This window comes from Saccharomonospora piscinae, from assembly GCF_005862235.1.
Lineage (GTDB): Bacteria > Actinomycetota > Actinomycetes > Mycobacteriales > Pseudonocardiaceae > Saccharomonospora > Saccharomonospora piscinae.
The window spans coordinates 172378-191022 of sequence record NZ_VCEK01000003.1 but is presented as its reverse complement, the minus strand read 5'-3'; the positions used below and the strand labels follow the sequence as shown (position 1 = coordinate 191022).

Annotated in this window: 20 protein-coding genes, 2 tRNA genes and 1 pseudogene; 7 read left to right on the top strand and 16 right to left on the bottom strand. The window is 69.3% G+C overall.

From position 1 onward, the window contains the following. Window positions 1-153 precede the first annotated feature (153 nt). Window positions 154-616, top strand: a pseudogene (locus tag FFT09_RS23285) (transposase); the annotation flags it as partial. A gap of 188 nt (window positions 617-804) precedes the next feature. Here the strand turns inward: FFT09_RS23285 and FFT09_RS12135 are convergent. The 5 genes from FFT09_RS12135 to FFT09_RS12115 all read right to left on the bottom strand — a co-directional run bounded on the left by FFT09_RS12135 (window position 805) and on the right by FFT09_RS12115 (window position 4859). Continuing rightward, window positions 805-877 (bottom strand) — tRNA-Ala (locus tag FFT09_RS12135). A 59-nt stretch (window positions 878-936) separates the two neighbouring features. Beyond that, complete coding sequence (gene sepX / locus FFT09_RS12130; RefSeq protein WP_081191643.1) at window positions 937-1818, bottom strand: divisome protein SepX/GlpR; 882 nt, start codon at window positions 1816-1818, stop codon at window positions 937-939. A 179-nt stretch (window positions 1819-1997) separates the two neighbouring features. After that, window positions 1998-2675, bottom strand: a complete 678-nt coding sequence (locus tag FFT09_RS12125) for a GNAT family N-acetyltransferase (protein WP_138382749.1) — start codon at window positions 2673-2675, stop codon at window positions 1998-2000. Window positions 2676-2688: 13 nt separating this feature from the next. Next, window positions 2689-3957 carry a molybdotransferase-like divisome protein Glp gene (gene glp, locus FFT09_RS12120; protein ID WP_081191645.1) on the bottom strand — a complete coding sequence of 423 codons (1269 nt, stop codon included), beginning with the start codon at window positions 3955-3957 and terminating at the stop codon, window positions 2689-2691. After that, on the bottom strand, window positions 3954-4859 hold the full coding sequence (locus tag FFT09_RS12115) for a UTP--glucose-1-phosphate uridylyltransferase (protein WP_081191646.1): 906 nt from the start codon (window positions 4857-4859) through the stop codon (window positions 3954-3956). The genes glp and FFT09_RS12115 overlap by 4 nt, the downstream gene beginning before the upstream one ends. A 24-nt stretch (window positions 4860-4883) precedes the next feature. Here FFT09_RS12115 and FFT09_RS12110 point away from each other — a divergent pair, with 24 nt between their 5' ends. From FFT09_RS12110 to FFT09_RS12100, 3 genes are all read left to right on the top strand, one after another. Then, a complete protein-coding gene (locus FFT09_RS12110) occupies window positions 4884-5495 on the top strand; it encodes a 5-formyltetrahydrofolate cyclo-ligase (protein WP_081191647.1) in 612 nt (203 codons plus the stop codon). A 103-nt stretch (window positions 5496-5598) separates the two neighbouring features. Then, window positions 5599-5991 carry an FmdB family zinc ribbon protein gene (locus tag FFT09_RS12105; RefSeq protein WP_138382747.1) on the top strand — a complete coding sequence of 131 codons (393 nt, stop codon included), beginning with the start codon at window positions 5599-5601 and terminating at the stop codon, window positions 5989-5991. Window positions 5992-6170: 179 nt separating this feature from the next. Then, on the top strand, window positions 6171-6863 hold the full coding sequence (locus FFT09_RS12100) for an SAF domain-containing protein (RefSeq protein ID WP_138382745.1): 693 nt from the start codon (window positions 6171-6173) through the stop codon (window positions 6861-6863). 14 nt (window positions 6864-6877) lie between these two features. Here FFT09_RS12100 and FFT09_RS12095 read toward each other — a convergent pair whose 3' ends face one another. The 9 genes from FFT09_RS12095 to FFT09_RS12055 form a co-directional block, all read right to left on the bottom strand. Next, complete coding sequence (locus FFT09_RS12095; RefSeq protein ID WP_138382744.1) at window positions 6878-7060, bottom strand: hypothetical protein; 183 nt, start codon at window positions 7058-7060, stop codon at window positions 6878-6880. Window positions 7061-7087: 27 nt separating this feature from the next. Then, window positions 7088-7588 carry a MogA/MoaB family molybdenum cofactor biosynthesis protein gene (locus FFT09_RS12090; RefSeq protein ID WP_024875126.1) on the bottom strand — a complete coding sequence of 167 codons (501 nt, stop codon included), beginning with the start codon at window positions 7586-7588 and terminating at the stop codon, window positions 7088-7090. Between the two features lie 96 nt (window positions 7589-7684). Beyond that, window positions 7685-8980: a hypothetical protein gene (locus FFT09_RS12085; protein ID WP_138382743.1), complete on the bottom strand. Its 1296-nt coding sequence runs from the start codon at window positions 8978-8980 to the stop codon at window positions 7685-7687. Next, window positions 8977-9561 carry an RNA polymerase sigma factor gene (locus FFT09_RS12080; RefSeq protein ID WP_425273061.1) on the bottom strand — a complete coding sequence of 195 codons (585 nt, stop codon included), beginning with the start codon at window positions 9559-9561 and terminating at the stop codon, window positions 8977-8979. The genes FFT09_RS12085 and FFT09_RS12080 overlap by 4 nt, the downstream gene beginning before the upstream one ends. A 144-nt stretch (window positions 9562-9705) precedes the next feature. After that, window positions 9706-11055 (bottom strand): S1C family serine protease, encoded by a 1350-nt coding sequence (locus tag FFT09_RS12075; protein ID WP_208544413.1) that lies wholly within the window; start codon window positions 11053-11055, stop codon window positions 9706-9708. A 39-nt stretch (window positions 11056-11094) separates the two neighbouring features. Further along, on the bottom strand, window positions 11095-11889 hold the full coding sequence (locus FFT09_RS12070; protein WP_024875130.1) for a DeoR/GlpR family DNA-binding transcription regulator: 795 nt from the start codon (window positions 11887-11889) through the stop codon (window positions 11095-11097). Between the two features lie 102 nt (window positions 11890-11991). Beyond that, the gene (locus tag FFT09_RS12065) at window positions 11992-13407 is read right to left on the bottom strand and encodes a sensor histidine kinase (protein ID WP_138382741.1); all 1416 of its coding nucleotides are present in this window, start codon (window positions 13405-13407) and stop codon (window positions 11992-11994) included. Then, window positions 13404-14093, bottom strand: a complete 690-nt coding sequence (locus tag FFT09_RS12060) for a response regulator transcription factor (protein WP_024875132.1) — start codon at window positions 14091-14093, stop codon at window positions 13404-13406. The genes FFT09_RS12065 and FFT09_RS12060 overlap by 4 nt, the downstream gene beginning before the upstream one ends. Before the next feature lie 211 nt (window positions 14094-14304). After that, a complete protein-coding gene (locus FFT09_RS12055) occupies window positions 14305-14955 on the bottom strand; it encodes a response regulator (RefSeq protein ID WP_024875133.1) in 651 nt (216 codons plus the stop codon). A 163-nt stretch (window positions 14956-15118) separates the two neighbouring features. Here FFT09_RS12055 and FFT09_RS12050 point away from each other — a divergent pair. Both FFT09_RS12050 and FFT09_RS12045 read left to right on the top strand, forming a co-directional pair. Next, window positions 15119-15191: transfer RNA gene (locus FFT09_RS12050), tRNA-Arg, on the top strand. Between the two features lie 208 nt (window positions 15192-15399). After that, window positions 15400-16581 (top strand): DNA glycosylase AlkZ-like family protein, encoded by a 1182-nt coding sequence (locus tag FFT09_RS12045; RefSeq protein WP_138382739.1) that lies wholly within the window; start codon window positions 15400-15402, stop codon window positions 16579-16581. Between the two features lie 161 nt (window positions 16582-16742). On the opposite strand, the gene FFT09_RS12040 is transcribed toward FFT09_RS12045, so the two are convergent. Continuing rightward, window positions 16743-17219 carry a nitroreductase/quinone reductase family protein gene (locus FFT09_RS12040; protein WP_138382737.1) on the bottom strand — a complete coding sequence of 159 codons (477 nt, stop codon included), beginning with the start codon at window positions 17217-17219 and terminating at the stop codon, window positions 16743-16745. 68 nt (window positions 17220-17287) lie between these two features. Between FFT09_RS12040 and FFT09_RS12035 the strand changes: the two genes are divergently transcribed. After that, the gene (locus tag FFT09_RS12035; protein ID WP_081191666.1) at window positions 17288-17971 is read left to right on the top strand and encodes a TetR/AcrR family transcriptional regulator C-terminal domain-containing protein; all 684 of its coding nucleotides are present in this window, start codon (window positions 17288-17290) and stop codon (window positions 17969-17971) included. A 25-nt stretch (window positions 17972-17996) separates the two neighbouring features. On the opposite strand, the gene FFT09_RS12030 is transcribed toward FFT09_RS12035, so the two are convergent. Further along, window positions 17997-18614, bottom strand: a complete 618-nt coding sequence (locus FFT09_RS12030) for a TetR/AcrR family transcriptional regulator (RefSeq protein WP_081191667.1) — start codon at window positions 18612-18614, stop codon at window positions 17997-17999. Window positions 18615-18645 lie beyond the last annotated feature (31 nt).

Below are 18645 nucleotides of genomic sequence, written 5' to 3'. Positions count from 1 at the left end.
ACACACACTCGGTGCCCAGCCTGCTAGTTCAGCCCTGTACATCCGCGATCAAACTGTTCACACCCTAGCGGACCTGTGACTGACGCGACCGGCAGCGTGACGACTCTGGGTCGAACTACCGCAGCTTTGCGAGACCACGCGGTGATTAGCTGCCCACGGGGTGGTGGGATGTCACGGGTGGACAATCGGGCGGTGTTCACCCCGATCGGTTTCGTGCTGACCAGCGGGTGCGCCTGGCGACGCCTGTCGCCCAGCTTCGGAGTCACAGAACCGACAGCGCATCGCCGGTTCACCGAGTGGACGGCCGCCTGGCCTGTGGCGCCACGTGCGGTCGGGCAGTGCTGTACGAACTAAGCGGCAAAGGCATGATCGACTGATCCCGCGCGGTCCTGGACGGAGCATCCGTCCAGGACAGGAAAGAGTCGGACTGACCGGCCCGAATGTCGTCGACCGCGGCACAAACCAGTTCGATGATCTACGCCCTGTCCGACCGAGCCCAACTGCCTGTAACCGTCGACATCTCTGCCGCCCAGCACCCACGATTGCCCGCTCACGCACCTGGTCAACGCGATCCCCAGGATCCGTTTCCCTCCGCGGTGCGCGACGCCGCGCGCCCGCCGTCTAGACACTGCCGACACCGGCCTCACGGACAACGCCCGCCTCATCCAGGCCGCGCTGAAATTTCCTACGTCAAGGAAGACCAGATCCCTGACCACGACCGCCCACGCCCTTCGGGCCGATTCATCCGTTGCCCTCCCCCTGAATTCGTTCACGCGGGCAAGGCTTCCAATAACGACCCTAGAGTGGAGCTGAGGGGAATCGAACCCCTGACCTTCTCGATGCGAACGAGACGCGCTACCAACTGCGCTACAGCCCCTTGCTGTTGTGCTCAACGAGCATAGCAACTCCGCGGTACCCGTCGAGCACTGGGGGGTCCTACTCCCCTACCGCCCGGCGGTAGGGCATCGGTCCCGGGTCGGCGAGGTCGTGGAACGCGGGGTCCTCGTCCTCCAGGTCGACCACCACGGCCTGCCTGCGCACCCGTGACGTCGGCATCGGTTTGCGCTCGGAGCCGACCACGTCACCGGGATCGGTGTTCACCACCTCGATGTCCGCGAGCGGATCGCGCCTGCGCGGCGCCTTCCGCGACGCGGCGCGCAGCCTGGCCATGCGGCGCTGCCGGATCTCCTCCTCGATCCGCACCTGCCTACGCAGGTACACGAGGTATCCGACGAGCACCGCGTCAGCGGCGCCGTGCGCCCACCAGACGAGCGGGGACACGAATCCGGCCGCCACCGCGGTCGCGGTCACCAGCAGGAGTAGAACGATGACGACGCGCTGCCTGAAGGCGTACTTGGCCCTGGCGGCCAGCGCCGCCGCCTCGGGATCGAAACCGCCACGACCGGGCCGGTAGCGACGCAGTGGTGAGCCGTCCTTCATCGGACCGTCCCCGGCGTACTCGGCGTCGTCGGCGTCCTCACCGACCTCGCCGTCGTCCGGATCGTCACTCTCGGCGTCCAGTTCATCACCATACGCATCATCGTCGCGGAACACTCCGGGGCGCTCGTCGGCACCCCACTCGTCCCCGGCGTCCTCGTCGTGCGGTTCGTCGCGTTCGCCGTCAACGAAGTCGTCGACGTGGTCACGGTCGTCGGCGCCGTCCCGCGCCGCCCCGCGCGCACTGCCGCTGCGCACGACCCGCGCGGCCAGCGCGGCCTCGTTCGTCTGTGTGATGACCTGCCGTTTGCGCGCGAACATGGGAACGAGAACAGCGAGCCATGCCGCAGCAAGGCCCACAATGATCAACGAACTGGGCATCTCCCGTCACCTCCCCCGACCAGTACTGCCGCCGTCGCGCGACCGGCACGATCGGCTCCTGGCCCTCGCCCGTCCTCACTCCGACACTCGTCACGCTAGTCACAGGAGTAACAGAATGTGCGGAGACTCGCCGTACGGATTTCCCCCGTCCGGCGGGGCGCCGGGTGTGTCAGCCGAAGTCACGCCTGCTCAGGCAGGGTGGCTCTGCCCGCGTTGACGAGGCCGGTGACGAGCCCGGCCCCGGTCTCCTCCCGGGTGATCGCGTAGCAGTCGTGGTCCCGCCACCGGCCCTGCACCTCCAGGTACCGGCGGAACACGCCCTCCCTGCGGTATCCCACCTTGCCGAGCACACGCAGGCTGGCCAGATTCTCCGGCCGCACGGTGGCCTCCAGCCGGTGCAGCCGCGCCTGGGTGAAGGCGTGGTCGGTGGCCAGGGCGACCGCGGCCGTCGCCACGCCTCCACCCGCCAGCGAGGACGACACCCAGTAACCGATCCAGGCGGACCGCAGCGCCGCCCTGATGATGTTGCCGACGGTCAACTGCCCCGCGAAGTCGTCGTCCACCGTGATCGCGAACGGCAGGCACTGCCCGCGCTTCGCCAGCCGCCGGAGCGTCGACCACTGGGAGGGCCACGACCACGCGGCGTTGCGCTCCGCCCAGGTCCCAGCCTGTGCGGGTTCCCACCGTTCGAGGTACTCGCGGTCCCGGAGCCGGATTCGGCTCCACTCGGTCGCGTCCCGCAGCCGCACCGGCCGTAGCCGGACCGTGCCCGCGGACACCTCGACCGGGCCGAGCCTGGCAGGCCAGCCGGGACGGTGCGGCTCCGTGACGTACGGAGCGCCGTAGCCGGTGGACATGACGACGGTCCCGCTACGCGCGCGGCGCCAGGAAGGCGACCCTCACCTGCTCGCCCGCGGCGACCTCGGTGAGGTTGTCCTCCACCGTGATGAGGCAGTTGGCCTCCGCCAGAGACGTCAGCAGGTGCGCGCCACCGGTACCGAGTGGTTGCACCAGGTACTCCCCGTTGCTCTCGTCGCGCAACAGCTGGCCGCGCAGGTACCCACGCCTGCCCTTCGTGGACGTGACCGGGGAGAGCAGGCGCGCCTCGACCGTCCTGCGGTGCGGGTGCCGCGTGCCCCGGGCCACCCGGATCAGCGGCCGCACCATCACCTCGAACACCACCAGCGCGCTCAGCGGGTGAGCGGGAATGAGGAAGGTGGGCACCGCGTCGGGGCCCAGCCTGCCGAACGCCTGCGTGGACCCCGGGTGCATGGCCACCCTGGTGGTGTCCAGATCACCGAGGTCGGCGAGCGCGGCCTGGACCTCGTCGCCGATGCCGCCGCCTGCTCCCCCGGCCACCACCACGACCTCGGACATGAGCAACCTGCCCTCGACGGTCTCGCGGAGCCGTTTCGGGTCGAGCGGCACGATGCCCACCCTGCTGACCTCCGCGCCGGCGTCGCGTGCCGCCGCGGCGAGCGCGTAGGAGTTGACGTCGTACACCTGGCCGACGGCGGGCGACCGGTCGATGTCCACGAGTTCGTCCCCGACCGAGATGATCGACACGCGGGGCCGGGGATGCACGAGGACCTTCGAACGCCCGACGGCAGCGAGCAGCCCCACCTGGGCCGAGCCGATGGTGTCGCCCTTGCGCACCGCGACGTCACCGGTCTGGACGTCCTCCCCGGTCCGGCGGACGTAGCCGTGCGAGGGCACCGCGCGCCGCACCGTCACCTTCGCCGAACCCCCGTCGGTGTAGGACGCGGGCACGACGGCGTCGGCGAGCGTCGGAAGCGGTGAGGCCGTCGCCACCCGCACCGCCTGTCCGGGCTGGAGCCTGCGCGGCTGCCGCGAGCCCGCCGGGATCTCGCCCACCACCGGCATCTCCACGGGCTCGTCGTTGGCCGTGCGCACATCGACGCTGCGAACGGCGTAACCGTCGACGGCCGCCTGGTCGAACCCGGGCAGTGCCTGTTCGGCGACGACCTCCTCGGCGCAGAGCAGCCCCTGCGCCTCCGAAATCGCCACCCGCACGGGCCTGGGCCGCACCGCGGCCTTGAGCAGCAGCGACAGGTGGTCCTCGACCGGCCGCAGCTCCGCGGCCGGGTGCGTGACGACGGTCGACTCGCTGTCCGTCATGAGCCGGAGGTACCGATCCGTTCGGTCAGCCACTCCCGCAGCGAAGGGCCGTACTCGGGGTCGTCGAGCGCGAAGTCCACGGCGGCGCGCAGGAAGCCACCCGGGTTGCCGAGGTCGTGCCGGCCACCGCGATGAACCACGACGTGTACCGGGTGGCCCTCGGCGATGAGCAACGCCACGGCGTCGGTCAGCTGGAGTTCGCCGCCGGAGCCGGGCTCGATGCGCCCCAGCGCGTCGAAGATCGCCCGGTCGAGCAGGTAACGGCCCGCTGCGGCGTAGGTCGAGGGAGCGTCCTCGGGAGCGGGCTTCTCCACCATGCCGTGTACCCGCTTGACATCGGCGTCGTCGGTGTCTGACACGTCGAAGACGCCGTAGGGCGAGATCTGGTCCTTCGGGATGTCGAACGCGCAGAGCACGCTGCCGCCGTGGCGGGCGCGGACCTCGGCCATCTTCGTGAGCACGCCGGTCGGCAGCACCAGGTCGTCGGGCAGGAGTACCGCGACGGCGTCGTCGGTCTCGGTGAGGTTGGGCGCGGCCTGCGCGACGGCGTGCCCGAGTCCGAGGGCCTGCTCCTGAATGGCCACCTCCACGTCGAGCAGGCCGGGAGCCCTGCGGACCTTCTCCAACAGCGCGGTCTTGCCCTTGCGTTCGAGCGTGTCCTCCAGCTCCGGCTTGCCGTCGAAGTAGTCGACCACCGACTTCTTCTCCGGCGACGTGACGATGACCAGGCGTTGTGCCCCCGCCTCGGCCGCCTCGGCCGCCACCAGCTCGATGCCCGGTGTGTCGACGACCGGGAGCAACTCCTTCGGCACGGCCTTGGTGGTCGGCAGGAATCTCGTGCCCAGCCCGGCGGCTGGCACGATGGCGGTCCGGAACGTGGTCGTATTCGTGGCGCCCGTCATGGCCGCAAAGCCTAGCCTGGTCCCGTGGAACACACCGACAACGTCAATCCCCCGGCGAGTGTCAAGGCGTCGTGGCGCCGTCGACTGGCTGCCGACCGGGCCGCACAGTCCGAGACGCGGCACGCGGACGAGGCCGCCGCACTGGCGCGGGCGACGGCCGAGATCGACGGCGGCACTGTCTGCGCGTACGTGCCGTTCGGCGACGAGCCGGGCTCGCTCGACCTGCTCACCGCGCTGCGCCAGCAGGGCCGCACGGTGTTGCTGCCGGTCATTCCCGCACGGCGCGGCCCGCTCGACTGGGCCGAGTACACCGACCCGTCGTCGCTGGCCACCGGGGCCTTTCCGCCGGTGCTGGAGCCGACCGGACCACGCCTGGGTGCGGCCGCGGTCGCGAAGGCGGACGTGGTGCTCGTGCCGGCACTGGCCGTGGACCGGCAGGGAGTCCGGCTGGGACGAGGCGCCGGCCACTACGACCGCTCGCTCGTGCTCGCGTCCGGTCGCGCGCGCTTCGTCGTCGTGGTCCGCGACGAGGAGCTGGTGGACCGGCTCCCGGCGGAACCGCACGACGTGCGCATGCATGCGGCGCTGCTCCCGGGCCGCGGTGTGGTCCGGTTGGGCGAGCGGGACGGGGTGTGAGCGGGACCTGATTGCGCGGGGGGAATGCCATCCAGCAGAATTGTGTTAGCACTCTCGGCAACCGAGTGCCAGATCGGAGTGCCAGAGCCTCGAAGGAGACCTTGTGCCGACCTATCAGTACGCCTGCAAGGAGTGCGACCACCGGTTCGAGGTGGTCCAGTCGTTCTCCGACGCGAGCCTGACCGACTGCCCCGAATGCGAGGGTGCGCTGCGCAAGCTGTACGGCTCGGTCGGCGTCATCTTCAAGGGCAGCGGCTTCTACCGCACCGACTCCCGTTCGGACTCGAAGTCCGGGAACGGGAGTTCGACCAGCTCCACCGGCTCGTCGGAGTCGTCCGGATCCTCGGGATCCTCATCGTCGTCCGGCTCGTCCGACTCGGGAAGCGGTGGGGGCGCGACCGGTTCCGGCGGCGCCGCAGGATCGTCGGGCAACTCCGGCGGCGGTGGCAACAGCGGCAAGACCGGCAGCACGACATCCACCGCGGCGGCGTCCTGACCTTCCGCGGCGATAGCCGAGAACTCGCTGAGACGCAACTCACAATTCGGAGTTGTCCACAGGGGCCGGGTTGTCCACAGCCCGGCTGACGAGGACTTCCCTGTCGTGTCGGCTCACTCCTAGCGTCGGGTCATCGCGGGTGCATCGAGCACCCCGGACACGCGCGAGGGGGAAACGGCATGGACGGCAGGGGAGACGGCGGTTCCGGACCGGCGGGCCGGTGGTCAGCGGCGCGGTGGCGGGCGACAGTGGCTCGCCTGCGCGCACGGTGGCGCGGCAGTCCCATCACCGTCCTCCGGCGCGTGCTGGCTGCCGCACTGGTGCTCGTCGCGGCGGCGTTGGCCGCTGCCCCCGGAGCGGACGGCCAGCCGACGGTGACCGTCGTCGTCGCCGCTCGCGATCTACCCCTCGGAACCGAACTGACCGAGGGCGACCTCCGGGTCGCCGACCTTCCCGGTCAGGCACGCCCCGCCGGGGCGTTGACCGCGCCGTCCGAGGCAGCGGGACACCGCCTCGTCGGCCGTGCCCGGCAGGGTGAGGTCCTCACCGACGTCCGGCTCGCCCGCCGAACCGGTGGGCCGCCGGGCTCGGCCACGGTGCCGATCCGGCTCGCCGACGGCGGCGTCACCACCCTGCTTCGCGCGGGAACGCCGGTGGACGTCGTGACCCCGGGCCCCGACGCGGGCGCGGCGCGAGTGGTCGCCGAGCGCGCCACCGTGGTCGCGGTGCTGAAACGCTCCGGACGCGACGGCGCCGGTGGGCCGCTGTCACCGAAGGACGATCCGCTCGTGCTGGTCTCCGTACCCGACGACGACGCACCTCGCGTCGCCGCCGCGGCGCTCGACCGGCCCGTCACCGTCACCCTGCGATGAGGTCGGCGATGACGTCACTGTTCGTGGTGCGGTGGCCGGTTCTGCCGATACCAGTCGTCCGAGAATCCGCCGCGCGCGCCGTCATCGCGTTCGTCGCGCGTCGTGGTCGGCAGCACCTCGCCGAACACCTCGTCGAGCGAACGGCGTCGGCGCTGCACCTGGTCGCCGTTGCTCTGAGGACGATCGTTGTCGTTCATCGTGGGGATGCCCTCCGCCCGGGCTCGTCAGCTCTGGTCGAGTCCGGAGAGCTCGTCGATGACGTGCGGGACCAGGGCCGACAGCGTGGCCATGCCGTCCCTGACCGCGGCTCGGGAACCGGCGAGATTCACCACCAGCGTGCTTCCGGAGATGCCGACCAGACCGCGCGAGATTCCGGCGTCGAGTGCTCCGGCCGCGAGGCCCGACGACCGCAGCGCCTCGGCGATGCCCGGCACCGGGCGGTCCAGCACGCCGGCCGTCGCGTCGGGGGTCACATCGCGCGGGGACACGCCCGTGGCGCCCACCGTGATCACCAGGTCGACGCCGCCGATCACCGCGGTGTTCAACGCGTTGCGGATCTCCACGGTGTCGGCGCGGACGACGACGATGCCGTCGACGATGAAGTTCGTCTCCTCCAGCAGCTCGGTGACGAGCGGACCCAGGTTGTCCTCCCGCTCGCCGTGAGCCAACCGGTCATCCACGATCACGACGAGGGCCCGGCCCAACCGCTGCGCATCCCGTTCCATGTGCACCACCGTAGTACGAGGGGCAAACCCTGGGTGACCGGCGCCGCGGTGGCCGCCTCCGCCTGCCCGCACGGGAAACGGCCACCGGCGGCCCGGTCACTTCTTGGGTGTCTCGGGCAGAGTCCCGTCGTGGAGAACCACGCCCTGCGCGTCGTACGCCGTCACGGTCACATCCGCCGTGTCGACCGGCTCGTCTCCGCTGTTGTCCAGGAACGCCGCGAAGGTGCCGTCCTGCACCGCGACCTCGGCGGTGTCGTCCTGGTACCGCAGTTCGAGCCGGGCGATGTCACCGTCGGCGACCCCGGCCAACGACAGCCCGGGAAAGTGGTTCTCACTCGTGATGACAGCCAGCGGCTGATCGGCCGAGACCAGTTCGTCCCGTGTGGGGTGGGCGGAGAACCGCCACACCGGCTCCGCCATGCACACGGCCGTGGCATGGTCGTTGACCGCGACGCGGTAGCTCAGGTCGTACCCGTCCCGGGTCTTCGAACCGGATGCGCTCGCCGCGAGGCGCTCGTCGAGCACCGCCCCCGCACGCCAGGTCCCGGCGTCGACCACCGCACCGCCGGCGTCGCCGCCCGGGCCCGCCAGACAGTCGTCCAGCGCCCGCTGATCCTCGCCCGCACCGGCTCCGCCCTCCACGGGACGGTCCACCTCGTACACGAGTGGGTCCGGCACCGCCAGAACAACTTCGTCGAGGGTTCGGTCCTCTCCCGACTCGGCCGGTTCCCGGATGAGGGTTGCGGTGAAGTCCCGCCCGGTGACGTCGTGGTGGGCCAGCTCGGTGACGAAGACCCCGTCGTGGACCTCGGTCTCAGAAGGGTGCCTATCCTGCCCCTGAACGAGGTGGGACCGCGTCGGATCACCGCTGTCGAGACTCTCCGCATCCACCGTGACGGCGTCCACCTCGTCGGACGCGAAGCCGATCACGGTTCCGTTCGGTGTCACCATCGCGCCGTTGACCGGCGGGTCGCCGGGCACAGCCGGCGCCGATACCGCCACGGACGTCGCGGACGTCTCGCAGAACACCGTCTTCTCCGCGGCACGCACGGTTGTCAGGGAGGTGAGGTGCAATGACTGGGTCGCCACCACCTGCCATTCGGCTCGACCGGGATACTCCGCGGCCCGCCCGGACGTCTCCACCGCGTCCCAGCAGCGGTCGAGGTCGCCGGTTCCGGCCGCGGGCCCGAGCCGAGCGGGCGCGTCCTCACTGGTACCGAGCACCACGGCGACACCACCGACCAGTACGGCTGCCGCCGCGGCGATGGCCAGCGGAGTTCGCACCGACCGCGTCGGTGTGGCGTCCATGCCTTCCCGCACCGCCACCAGCATCCGGTCGCGCACGTGGGGCGGTAGCTCACGGTGGGCGGGCAACTCGATGTCGTCCTTCACGATTCCTCCAGTGTGTGCCGAAGTCGGGCACGAGCCCGCGAGATCTGGGATCGGACGGTCACTTCGGCGACGCCGAGCGCACTGGCGGCCTCGGCGACGCTCAGGTCTCCCAACAGACACAGCTCTGCCGCCTGCCGTTGAGACCGGGGCAGCCGTCGAATCGCCTCGACGGCCCGCCGCAGCGTGTCCTGACCGTCCACCCGGTCGGTCACGTCGTCGGCATGGTCGTGCGCCACTTCGAGCCGCACGGCCCCGCGCAGGCGCCGCCATCGTCGCTCTCCACGTCCGTGTGTTCGCGCCAGGTTCGCCGCCACCGTGAACAACCAGGGTCGGGCGCTGTCGTTCACCAGGTCGAAATCACCGCACTTGCGCCACGCGGTGACGAACGTGGAGGAGGCGACGTCTTCGGCCGTGGCCCACGACCCGGTGAGCCGGTAGGCGTGGTTCCACACGGCCTCGACGTGCCGGTGGAACAGTTCGCTGAAGGCGGCGTCGTTCCCGCCCGCCGCTCGGCTCCACAGCTCGCCGTCGGCCGGGGAACCGGCCGACGGATCACCGCCGGGTTCGGGCACGGCGATCAGGGGTCTGTCCCCTCTCTTGTTTTCCGCAGTCGTGTTCACACCCGGAGTTGTCGGCGGCAGGGATGGTGTTGCACCCGTCGCCGCACACGCATCGAGCCGCGCCCCCAGACGGGACGCGGCTCGACGGAACGGCCTGTTACCGAGTCAGTTCACCGTGACCGGCTGCCCTCCCAGCGTCACCTCGACGGTGTTGCCGTCGCCGAGGGTGAAGGTCACCTGCTCGCCCGGTGCGCGGGTACGGATGGCGGCCACGAGGCTGTTGGCGTCCTCGATGCGGCGTTCACCCATCTTCACGATCACGTCACCGCTTTCGATGCCCGCTTCCTCCGCCGGGCTGCCCGACTGGACCTCGCCGATCGCGGCGCCACCACTGGGCGCGTTGCCCACCGTGGCACCGATGTAGGTCTGGGTGGCGTGCCCGTTCTTGATGATCTCGTCGGCCGTGCGGCGGGCCTGGTCGATCGGGATCGCGAACCCGATCCCCACGTTGCCGCCCTGCGAGGGGCTGTAGATCGCGGAGTTGATCCCCACGATCTGGCCCTGCATGTTCGCCAGCGGCCCTCCGGAGTTTCCGGGGTTGATCGCCGCGTCGGTCTGGATGGCATCCATGACCGTGGTCTGGTCGCCCTGCCCGCCCGCCGTGACAGGCCGGTTCAGCGAGCTGATGATGCCGGAGGTCACGGTGCCGGCGAGTTCGAAGGGCGAGCCGACAGCCACCACCGACTGACCCACGTTGAGGTCGTCGGAGCGCCCGAGCTCCACGGTCGTGAGGCCGCTGACGTCCTGGGCACGCACCACCGCGATGTCGGTGGACGGGTCGCGCCCGACGACCTCCGCCTCGGCCTCGTCGCCGTTGTGGAACACCACGGTCATGTCGCCCCCACGCGCGGCGGCCTCCACCACGTGGTTGTTGGTGAGGATGTAGCCGTCCTCGCTGATCACGAAGCCGGATCCCTCGTTGGCGGATCCCTGACCTTGCACCTGGAGTTGCACCACGCTGGGCTTGAGCTTCTCCGCCACCGCCTCGACGCTTCCCTGCTCGGCGCCGCCCGTCTGCTTCGCGGGCGCGGGCTGGTTCAGCGCGTTCGACGACGGCGAGTCCGTTGCCGTGTCGGCCGCGAGGTAGCCCCCTGCCGCACCGGCGCCTCCGCCGACCAGCAAGGCCAGCAACGCGACGCCCGCAACGAGCTTGCCCGGAAGCCCTCGCTGTGCCGTCGTGGGCGCCGAGGACGCCGAGGACGCGGTGGCCGTCGCGGCGTGCGGTTCCGCGGCGGTGCCGTAGCCGGGCTGGGCGTAGGGCGAGCCGGGGTAGCCGCCCTGCGCGTACTGACCGGAGGGGGTATGCGGCGGGTACTGGAACGGTGGAGCGGGCTGGTCACCGCCGGATGGCGTACCGCCCTGCTGCGCACCGCCGGATGCGGCCGAGTTCGGCTGCTCCGGCATTCCCGACGCCGGAGTGGGCCTGTCCTGAGCGGAGGGGTCGTTCTCGGTCATGTCTCCATGATGGGTCGTGGTCCTGAGAACACGCTGAACTCAGGCTGTGGGAGTCGTGTCAGTATCCGGACTCTTCGCGATCACGAGTTCACCGACCCGCGCGGCCAGGATGTCGCGGGCGGAGGCGTCGAGTCCGTCGTCGCTGATGAGCACGTCGGCATCGGACAGCGCCGCCACGGTGGCGATGCCGGCCACTCCCCAGCAGGTGTGGTCGGCCAGTACGACGAGCGTGCGCCCCGCCTCCACCAGCGCGCGGTCGGCCTCACTCTCGCTGAGGCTGGGCACCGTGCAGCCGGACCGTTCGGCGATGCCGTGGACGCCGAGAAACACCAGATCGAGGTGCAGGCCCCGGAGGCTCTGCACAGCCAGGGGGCCCACCAGCACGTCCGACTCCCCTCGGACTCCGCCGGTGAGCACCACGACGCGGTCGGGGCGCGCCGACGCGGCGGCGATGTCGGCCACGGCGAGCGAGTTGGTGACGACCGTGAGGTCCGGCACGGGTTCGAGAACTCGGGCCAGCGACCTCGACGCGGCACCGGAGGAGAGGCCGACCGCGGTGCCGGGGCGAACCAGCCGGGCAGCCTCGACGGCGATGGCGGTGTGCAGGCGCCGCTGCCGCGCGCACGGGTCGCGGTCGAGGTCGCCTCCGGCCGGTGCGACGTTGGTGGCGCCGCCGTAGACCTTCTCGACGAGTCCGCGGCCCGCGAGCACGTCGAGATCGCGCCGGATGGTCATGTCCGAGACTCCCAGCCGGTGCACGAGTTCACTCACCCGAACCGCTCCGCTGCGTCGGGTCTCCTCCAGAATGACCGCCTGTCGTTGTCGCGCCAGCACCGTTTTCTCCGTCCCGCGACACACCCACTAACACACGATCCTACGCTTCTTGGGGCACGCTGGGTGTATTCCACTCATACGTGGAGTGACCGCGCGGGTGGCTCAGCCCGGAATTCCCGGCAGCCGGATGGTCATCAGCGCGCCGCCGCCGGGAGCGTTGTAGGCGTACACCGTGCCGCCGTGCCGTTCCGCGGCCTGTTTGACGATGGCGAGCCCGAGACCCGAGCCCGGAAGCGTGCGTGCCTCGGACGATCGGTAGAAGCGGTCGAACACCCGGGGCAGGTCCTCCTCGGCGATGCCGGGCCCTGCGTCGGTGACCTCGATGACCGCGGTGCCGTCGCCCAGCGGACGCAGGGTGAGCCGCACACGGGAGTTCGGTGGCGAGAACTTCACCGCGTTGTCCAGGAGGTTCAGCACGGCACGTTCGAGGGCACTCGGATCACCGGTGAGCGCCCAGGGCTGCAACTCGGAGTCGAACTCGATGCTTCCGGCTCGGCGCCGGGCACGGTCGAGGGCGCGCTCGACGACCTCCACCAGGTCCACTCGCTCCGCTGTCTCCTGGGAGTTGTCGTCACGCGAGAGCTCCGAGAGGTCGCCGATGAGCTGGGTGACCTCGTCCAGCTGGCCCCGGATGTCCGACTCGATGTCCTCCCTGTCGCGCGCGGACAGCGAGGGTGCGCCCTGCCTGCTGGCGGCCAGGAGCAGTTCGAGGTTGGTGCGCAGCGAGGTCAGCGGCGTGCGCAGCTCGTGCCCGGCGTCGGCCACCAGCCTGCGCTGACGGTCCTGCGACTCGGCGACCGCGCGCAGCATCGTGTTGAAGCTCTGGGTGAGCCGGGCGAGTTCGTCGTCACCACTCACGGGGATGGGCCGCAGATCCATGGTCCGGGCGACCCGCTCGGTGGCCGACGTCAGCCGCTCGACCGGGCGCAAGCCCGCGCGCGCGACGGCGGTACCGGCCGCGGCCGCTATCAGGATTCCCGCGCCGCCGAAGAACAGCAGCACGAGTGCCAGTTCTCCCAGGGTTCGCTTGGTGGGCGCGAGCGATTGCGCGACGACCATGGCGACGCCGTTGCCGGAGGGCAGCGCGATGACCCGCATGTCCGTCGCCGGATCGGTGCGCAGCGACGAGTCCGAGGCTCCGGTGGCGACGGCCAGCTCCCGCTGACCCCACGGCGGCGGTGTCCCCGCCTGGGGATAGATCAGCTCTCCGCGCGCCGAGAGCAACCCGATGTGGATGTCGCTGCTCACCAGGAACGCCCCGGGCACCGACTGCAACCGGGTTTGCACAGAAGGGCTCTCCACTGCCGCTTCGGCCCGGTTGACCAGGTTCTCGTCGAACTCGGAGTAGAGATTGCGGTGCACCGTGATGTAGGCGCCGAGGGAAACGAGGGCGACGGTGCAGGCAACGCAGACGGCCGCCAGCAGCGACACCCGCGCCCTCAGCGAGAACCGCCTGCGAGCGCCGGTGGGCGGTGATGCGACGGCAGGTGTGGTGCCAGGGTGCGTGAGGTCGCTCACGGTGGCGTCTCCCGCAGCACGTACCCCACCCCGCGCACGGTGTGCAGCAACCGTGGTTCGCCACCTGCCTCGGTCTTGCGCCGCAGGTACCCCACATACACCTCGAGGGCGTTGCCGGAGGTGGGGAAGTCGTAGCCCCAGACCTCCTCCAGGATGCGACCACGTGCCAGCACGTGCTTCGGATGGGTGAGGAACAGTTCCAGCAGTGAGAACTCGGTGCGGGTCAGGCTGATCCGCCGATCGCCGCGAGTCACCTCCCGCGTGTTGGGGTCGAGCGTGAGGTCGGCGAACGTGAGTTCGTTCCCCTCGCCGACGGAGTCCTCCTGGCCCGCCCTGCGCAGCAGGGCACGCAGCCTGGCCAGCAGTTCCTCCAGGGCGAAGGGTTTGGGCAGGTAGTCGTCGGCCCCGGCGTCAAGCCCGGACACCCGGTCGGACACGGCGTCACGGGCGGTGAGCACGAGGATCGGCAGGTCGTCGCCGATGCCGCGCAGCCTGCGGGCCACCTCCAGACCGTCGAGCCGGGGCATCATGACGTCGAGCACCATGGCGTCGGGACGGTCAGCGGCCACCTTCTCGAGGGCCTGGGTCCCGTCGCTGGCCAGGTCCACCTGATAGCCGTTGAACTCGAGCGATCGCCGCAGCGACTCCCGGACGGCCCGGTCGTCGTCCACCACGAGTATGCGCATGGGTCCAGTCTGGCCCGGTTGGCTGAGACGGTCCTTAGAGCCCCTAACACATTGGCGTTCGATCAGGGAGCGGCGGTCAGGCGGATGGATCGCAAGGCGGAGGGGCGTCCGCGTACTGGAAGTACGTGGGCGATCCTCCAACGCGGCGAGGCGCCGCCTGGGCGTCGCGAGCCGAACAGACCAATGTGTTAGGGGCTCTTAACGACGCGCGTCAGTCCACAAGCCCGCCCCGATACGCGAGCAGCGCGGCCTGCACCCGGTTCGCTGCGCCGATCTTGGACAGTACCGCCGAGACGTATCCCTTGACGGTGGCTTCCGAGAGATGCAATCGCCCGCCGATCTCCGCGTTGGACAGTCCCTGGCCGATCAAGGTGACCACCTCACGTTCACGTTCCGACAGCGAGGCGATCAACTCCCGCGCGGGCGCGGACGCGCGCTGCCCGTCCCGGTGCGCGTTGACCATGCGCGCGGCGACGCCGGGATCCAGCACCGCCCCGCCCCGGGCAAGGTCGCGGATCGCGCGCACCAGTACCGCGGGCTCGATGTCCTTGAGCAGGAACCCGTTCGCGCCGAACCGCAGAGCCAGACTCACGTACTCGTCGATGTCGAACGTCGTCAGCATCGCCACGAACGGCGGATTCGGCAGAGTCTGAATCGCCCGCAACGCCCGAATTCCGTCGTCAGGAGTGCGCATGCGGATGTCGAGCAGGGCCACGTCGGGATGGAAGCGGCGCACGGCCTCCACCGCGGTTCTCCCGTCGGCGGCCTCCCCGGCGACCTCGATGTCCGAGGCAGGGGCCACCATGGCGCGCAGTCCCGAACGAACCATCTCCTCGTCGTCGGCGAACATCACTTTGATCAACAGCGCCTCCGGCAGCCGACGGAACGCGTCGCGCGCCCTGTCCCGAGCAGGTTACTCATAGGTAGTGGAGGTATTACAGTGAGCAGCCCGCCTCCCGTCAAGGTCCGGTTCACGCCCTGGACGGGTGGCCCGCTAAGGTGTAGGAAGAGTCGACGACTCACCAGCCCTCGTAGCTCAGGGGATAGAGCACCGCTCTCCTAAAGCGGGTGTCGCAGGTTCGAATCCTGCCGGGGGCGCCCAGGTTAGAAGCTTGCAGGCCGTCCGCGTGGTGCTATTCGTGGTGCGAACGCCTTACTCTCGCACCATGTCGAACGCTGGGGGACGGCGCACGAAGCGCCAACGAGGCGCGATCGAGAAGGTCCGGAGCGGCGCTCTTCGGGTGAAGGTGTACGCCGGGGTCGACCCGCTGAGCGGTCGTGACCTCACCCCCGCTATCCCGGAACGATGACAAACACGCCAGCGCCGACCAGCACCCGCGACGCCGCTCTCACCGCTGCAGAAGCCAGGACTATCGCCATCCACGCTGCGGGGATGCCTCACAGCCTCGGCAGTGTTAGCCAGGTCCTCAAGCACCTGGGCAGCGTGCAATTGGATGCCATCAATGTCCTGGCGAAAGCTCACCAGCTGACCATCGCCAGTCGGCTCCGCGAGCGATCGCCCATCGCTGCCGTTGACGATGCGCTCTGGCACGATGGCCGGGTTATCGCCTTCGAATACCCCGCACATGCTGCTGCCTTGGTCCCGGTCGAAGACTGGCCCCTCTGGGCATTCCGTCGACGTGCGTCCCGGACACGTAAAGAATATCCCGAGAACCGGGTACGTAATGCCCTACTGGCCAGAATCGGCGATGCAGGAGCACTCACACTGCGCGAACTCCGTGACGGTGACGATGCTGGGCAAGGTGGTTCGGACTGGAGCCCGACGAAGACAGCGGTTCAGTTTCTCGTCTGGTCTGGAGAACTCGCGTGCGTCAATCGCGACGAAGGCAACAATCGACTCTTCGACCTTGCCAGCCGCACGATACCTGCGAACTATCTCACTGACGTTCTCACCGACGACGAGTGCCTGGTTCGGCTCCTCAACCGAGCTGGCAGAGCACTCGGAATCGCAACCGTCGACGACTTCGCCGACTACCTGCGAATTTCCAGCGGCACCGTCCGCACGTTACTGAGGCAAACAGACCTCTTTCCGGTCGAGGTTAACGGATGGAAGAATCCTGCTTGGGCAAGCGAGAACGCGCTCCAACACACGGAAAGCGCCGTCAACGACGCGGCCTTCGTCGGCCCCTTCGACAACCTGATCTGGTACCGCAAGCGAGTCAGCCGAATTTTTGACTTCGAGCACGCTCTCGAAGCTTACAAACCAGCCAGTAAACGACTGTACGGCTACTACGTCTGTCCCTTACGTGTCGGCACGGAACTCGTCGGACGAGCTGATCTTGCCTTCCATCACAACACACTCAACATCCGCCAGGTAAGCCTCGACGCGTTCACTGATCGAAACCTCTCCGGCTTCGCGCAAGCATGCAACGACCTGGCATCGACGCTGCGGGCGACCGGCATAGAGATTCGCAGCGACGCTGCCGATAGACGCACTGTCACCGCGCTGGAACGCAGAACAGCCTGAACCGGGTTCTCCACCCGGGACCGTGCGTCGCTTCGCTCACTGACCGGCCGTGGTCGACCGCCCGGTGGCTAATCGAGACAGCGCAACCACACCACGACCTGCCCTCCGACGCCCTCCTCAACCGGGGGTCGCGTTCACAATTCCGTGCCGCACGCGCACCTTCATGGGGCGTTCCTGTCAGGGGGGTCACGCATCACCCGGAAAACCGGATACTCGGGCGCTACTTCGGCGAAGTCCGCCAGTGGGGCGTCCTTGCTCACCGGAACGTGCGTTCGGGCGTTGGGTGCGCTGCGCAGATAGGTCCGAAGCACCACGGGCCGGTCTCGGGGCTCGACTTCGACCAGGCAGACCGATTCCTCACGACCGTGTCGGAGCACGGCCCGGCCTTCGGCGGCTCGAACGTTGCGCACCCAGTTCGCATTGTCACCCAGCATGGACACAACGTAGCTCTCGCCGTCGACGACGACCATGACGAGCGGGAGCGTGATCGCCTTCCCGGACCGTCGCCCAGCCACCGTGAGCGTGACCAGATAGTCCGGGGCGATGCCTCGTGCATAGAGCGCGGCTGTGATCCGGTCGAGGAACCGAGCCGCTCTGTTGGGACGGCCGCCGCGATACAGCCATCGCTTCACCGACATTGTTAGCCTCCTGTACGCCGTACATGTACATCGTACAGTAACCCTGTGCTCCGTATACTCGTCAACCGATGACTGAGACACGACCGCCCGACGCCCGGCGAACTCCCCTCACTCCGCACGCCGTGGTCGAGGAGGCGCTGTCGCTCGCGGAATCGGCCGGCCTCGGCGGTGTCACCATCCGGCGCTTGGCCGCAGACCTGGGAGTGACTCCCATGGCGCTCTACTGGCACTTCCGCAACAAGGACGAACTGCTCGATGGCATGGTCGACGGGCTCTACGCGAGAGTGAACTCGGCCGTCGACACCTCCGTGACGTGGCCCGAGCAACTGCGAACCCTCTGGAGCTCGTTGCTCGGGGTACTGCGCGATCACCCGTCCAGCGCTCGACTCGTCGCGAGTCGCAATCCGACCTCGGACAGCGGTCTGCGTGTCACCGAGACCGTGCTCGACATCCTGCGGCGGGGTGGGTTCACGCCAGCGGAAGCGACACAGATTCTGCGTCATGCGGTGAGCACGCTGTCCCACCTTGTCACCACCGCCCCCGGCGCGACCTCACACGCGGGCGGGCCGGAAGCCGAGGAAGGGACCCGCGCAGCGCTGGGCTCGCTCCCGCCGGAGAGCTATCCGCGACTGATCGAGGCGGCGGCGCCGCTGAGCGAATGCCAGGACCCCGAGGCCTATTTCGCGTTCGGTCTGGACCTGTTGCTCGCCGGTGTCGAGGCGATGGCGGACAGCCGTGGCGAACGGGTGTGAGAGCACCGCTCCGGCGCGACTGGGCTCACCGGGGAAAAGCGGCACTGCGCAGTACGGGCACGGTGTGCTCGATCACCAGTCGCGTCCGAGCGGCCCGTTCCTCCGGTGAACCACCGTCCAGGACGACTTGGTGAATCTGGTTGTCCAGTCCGGCCACGACGAGGCGCGCTCGCAGTCGGCTCTCGTCGTGTCGTCGGTCCGGTGGGTCGAGGTAGGCCACCAGACCGTCCACCACAAGATCGGCCAACCGCCGGAAGCGGCGTTCGATCTCACGGGATCGCGGCGTGTGCTCTCGCATGGCCCGATGCGCTGTGGCGAGCGGCGTGTTCTCCTCCACCGCGAGGCTCACCAGCTCGGCAACAACCGCCTCCAACTCCGGCGGTGTGGTGCGAATGCGGGCCAACGCGACCGCGAACGCCTTCTCGGCGTGATCGAGGTGCCGCGACGTCAACTCGTGCAGGAGCGCTTGCTTGTTCGGGAAGTACTGGTAAAGCGACCCGACCGACACCCCGGCACGTTCGGCGATCCTGTTGGTCGTCGCCGCCATGCCCTCCGCGTCGAAAACGCGAGCAGCTGCCTGCAGGATCACCTCGTAGGTGAACCGCGATCGCTGCTGGGACGGCAGTTTGCGCGGCCTGGTCATCACCCTCCGAACGCGAGTTGCCCGCTCGCAA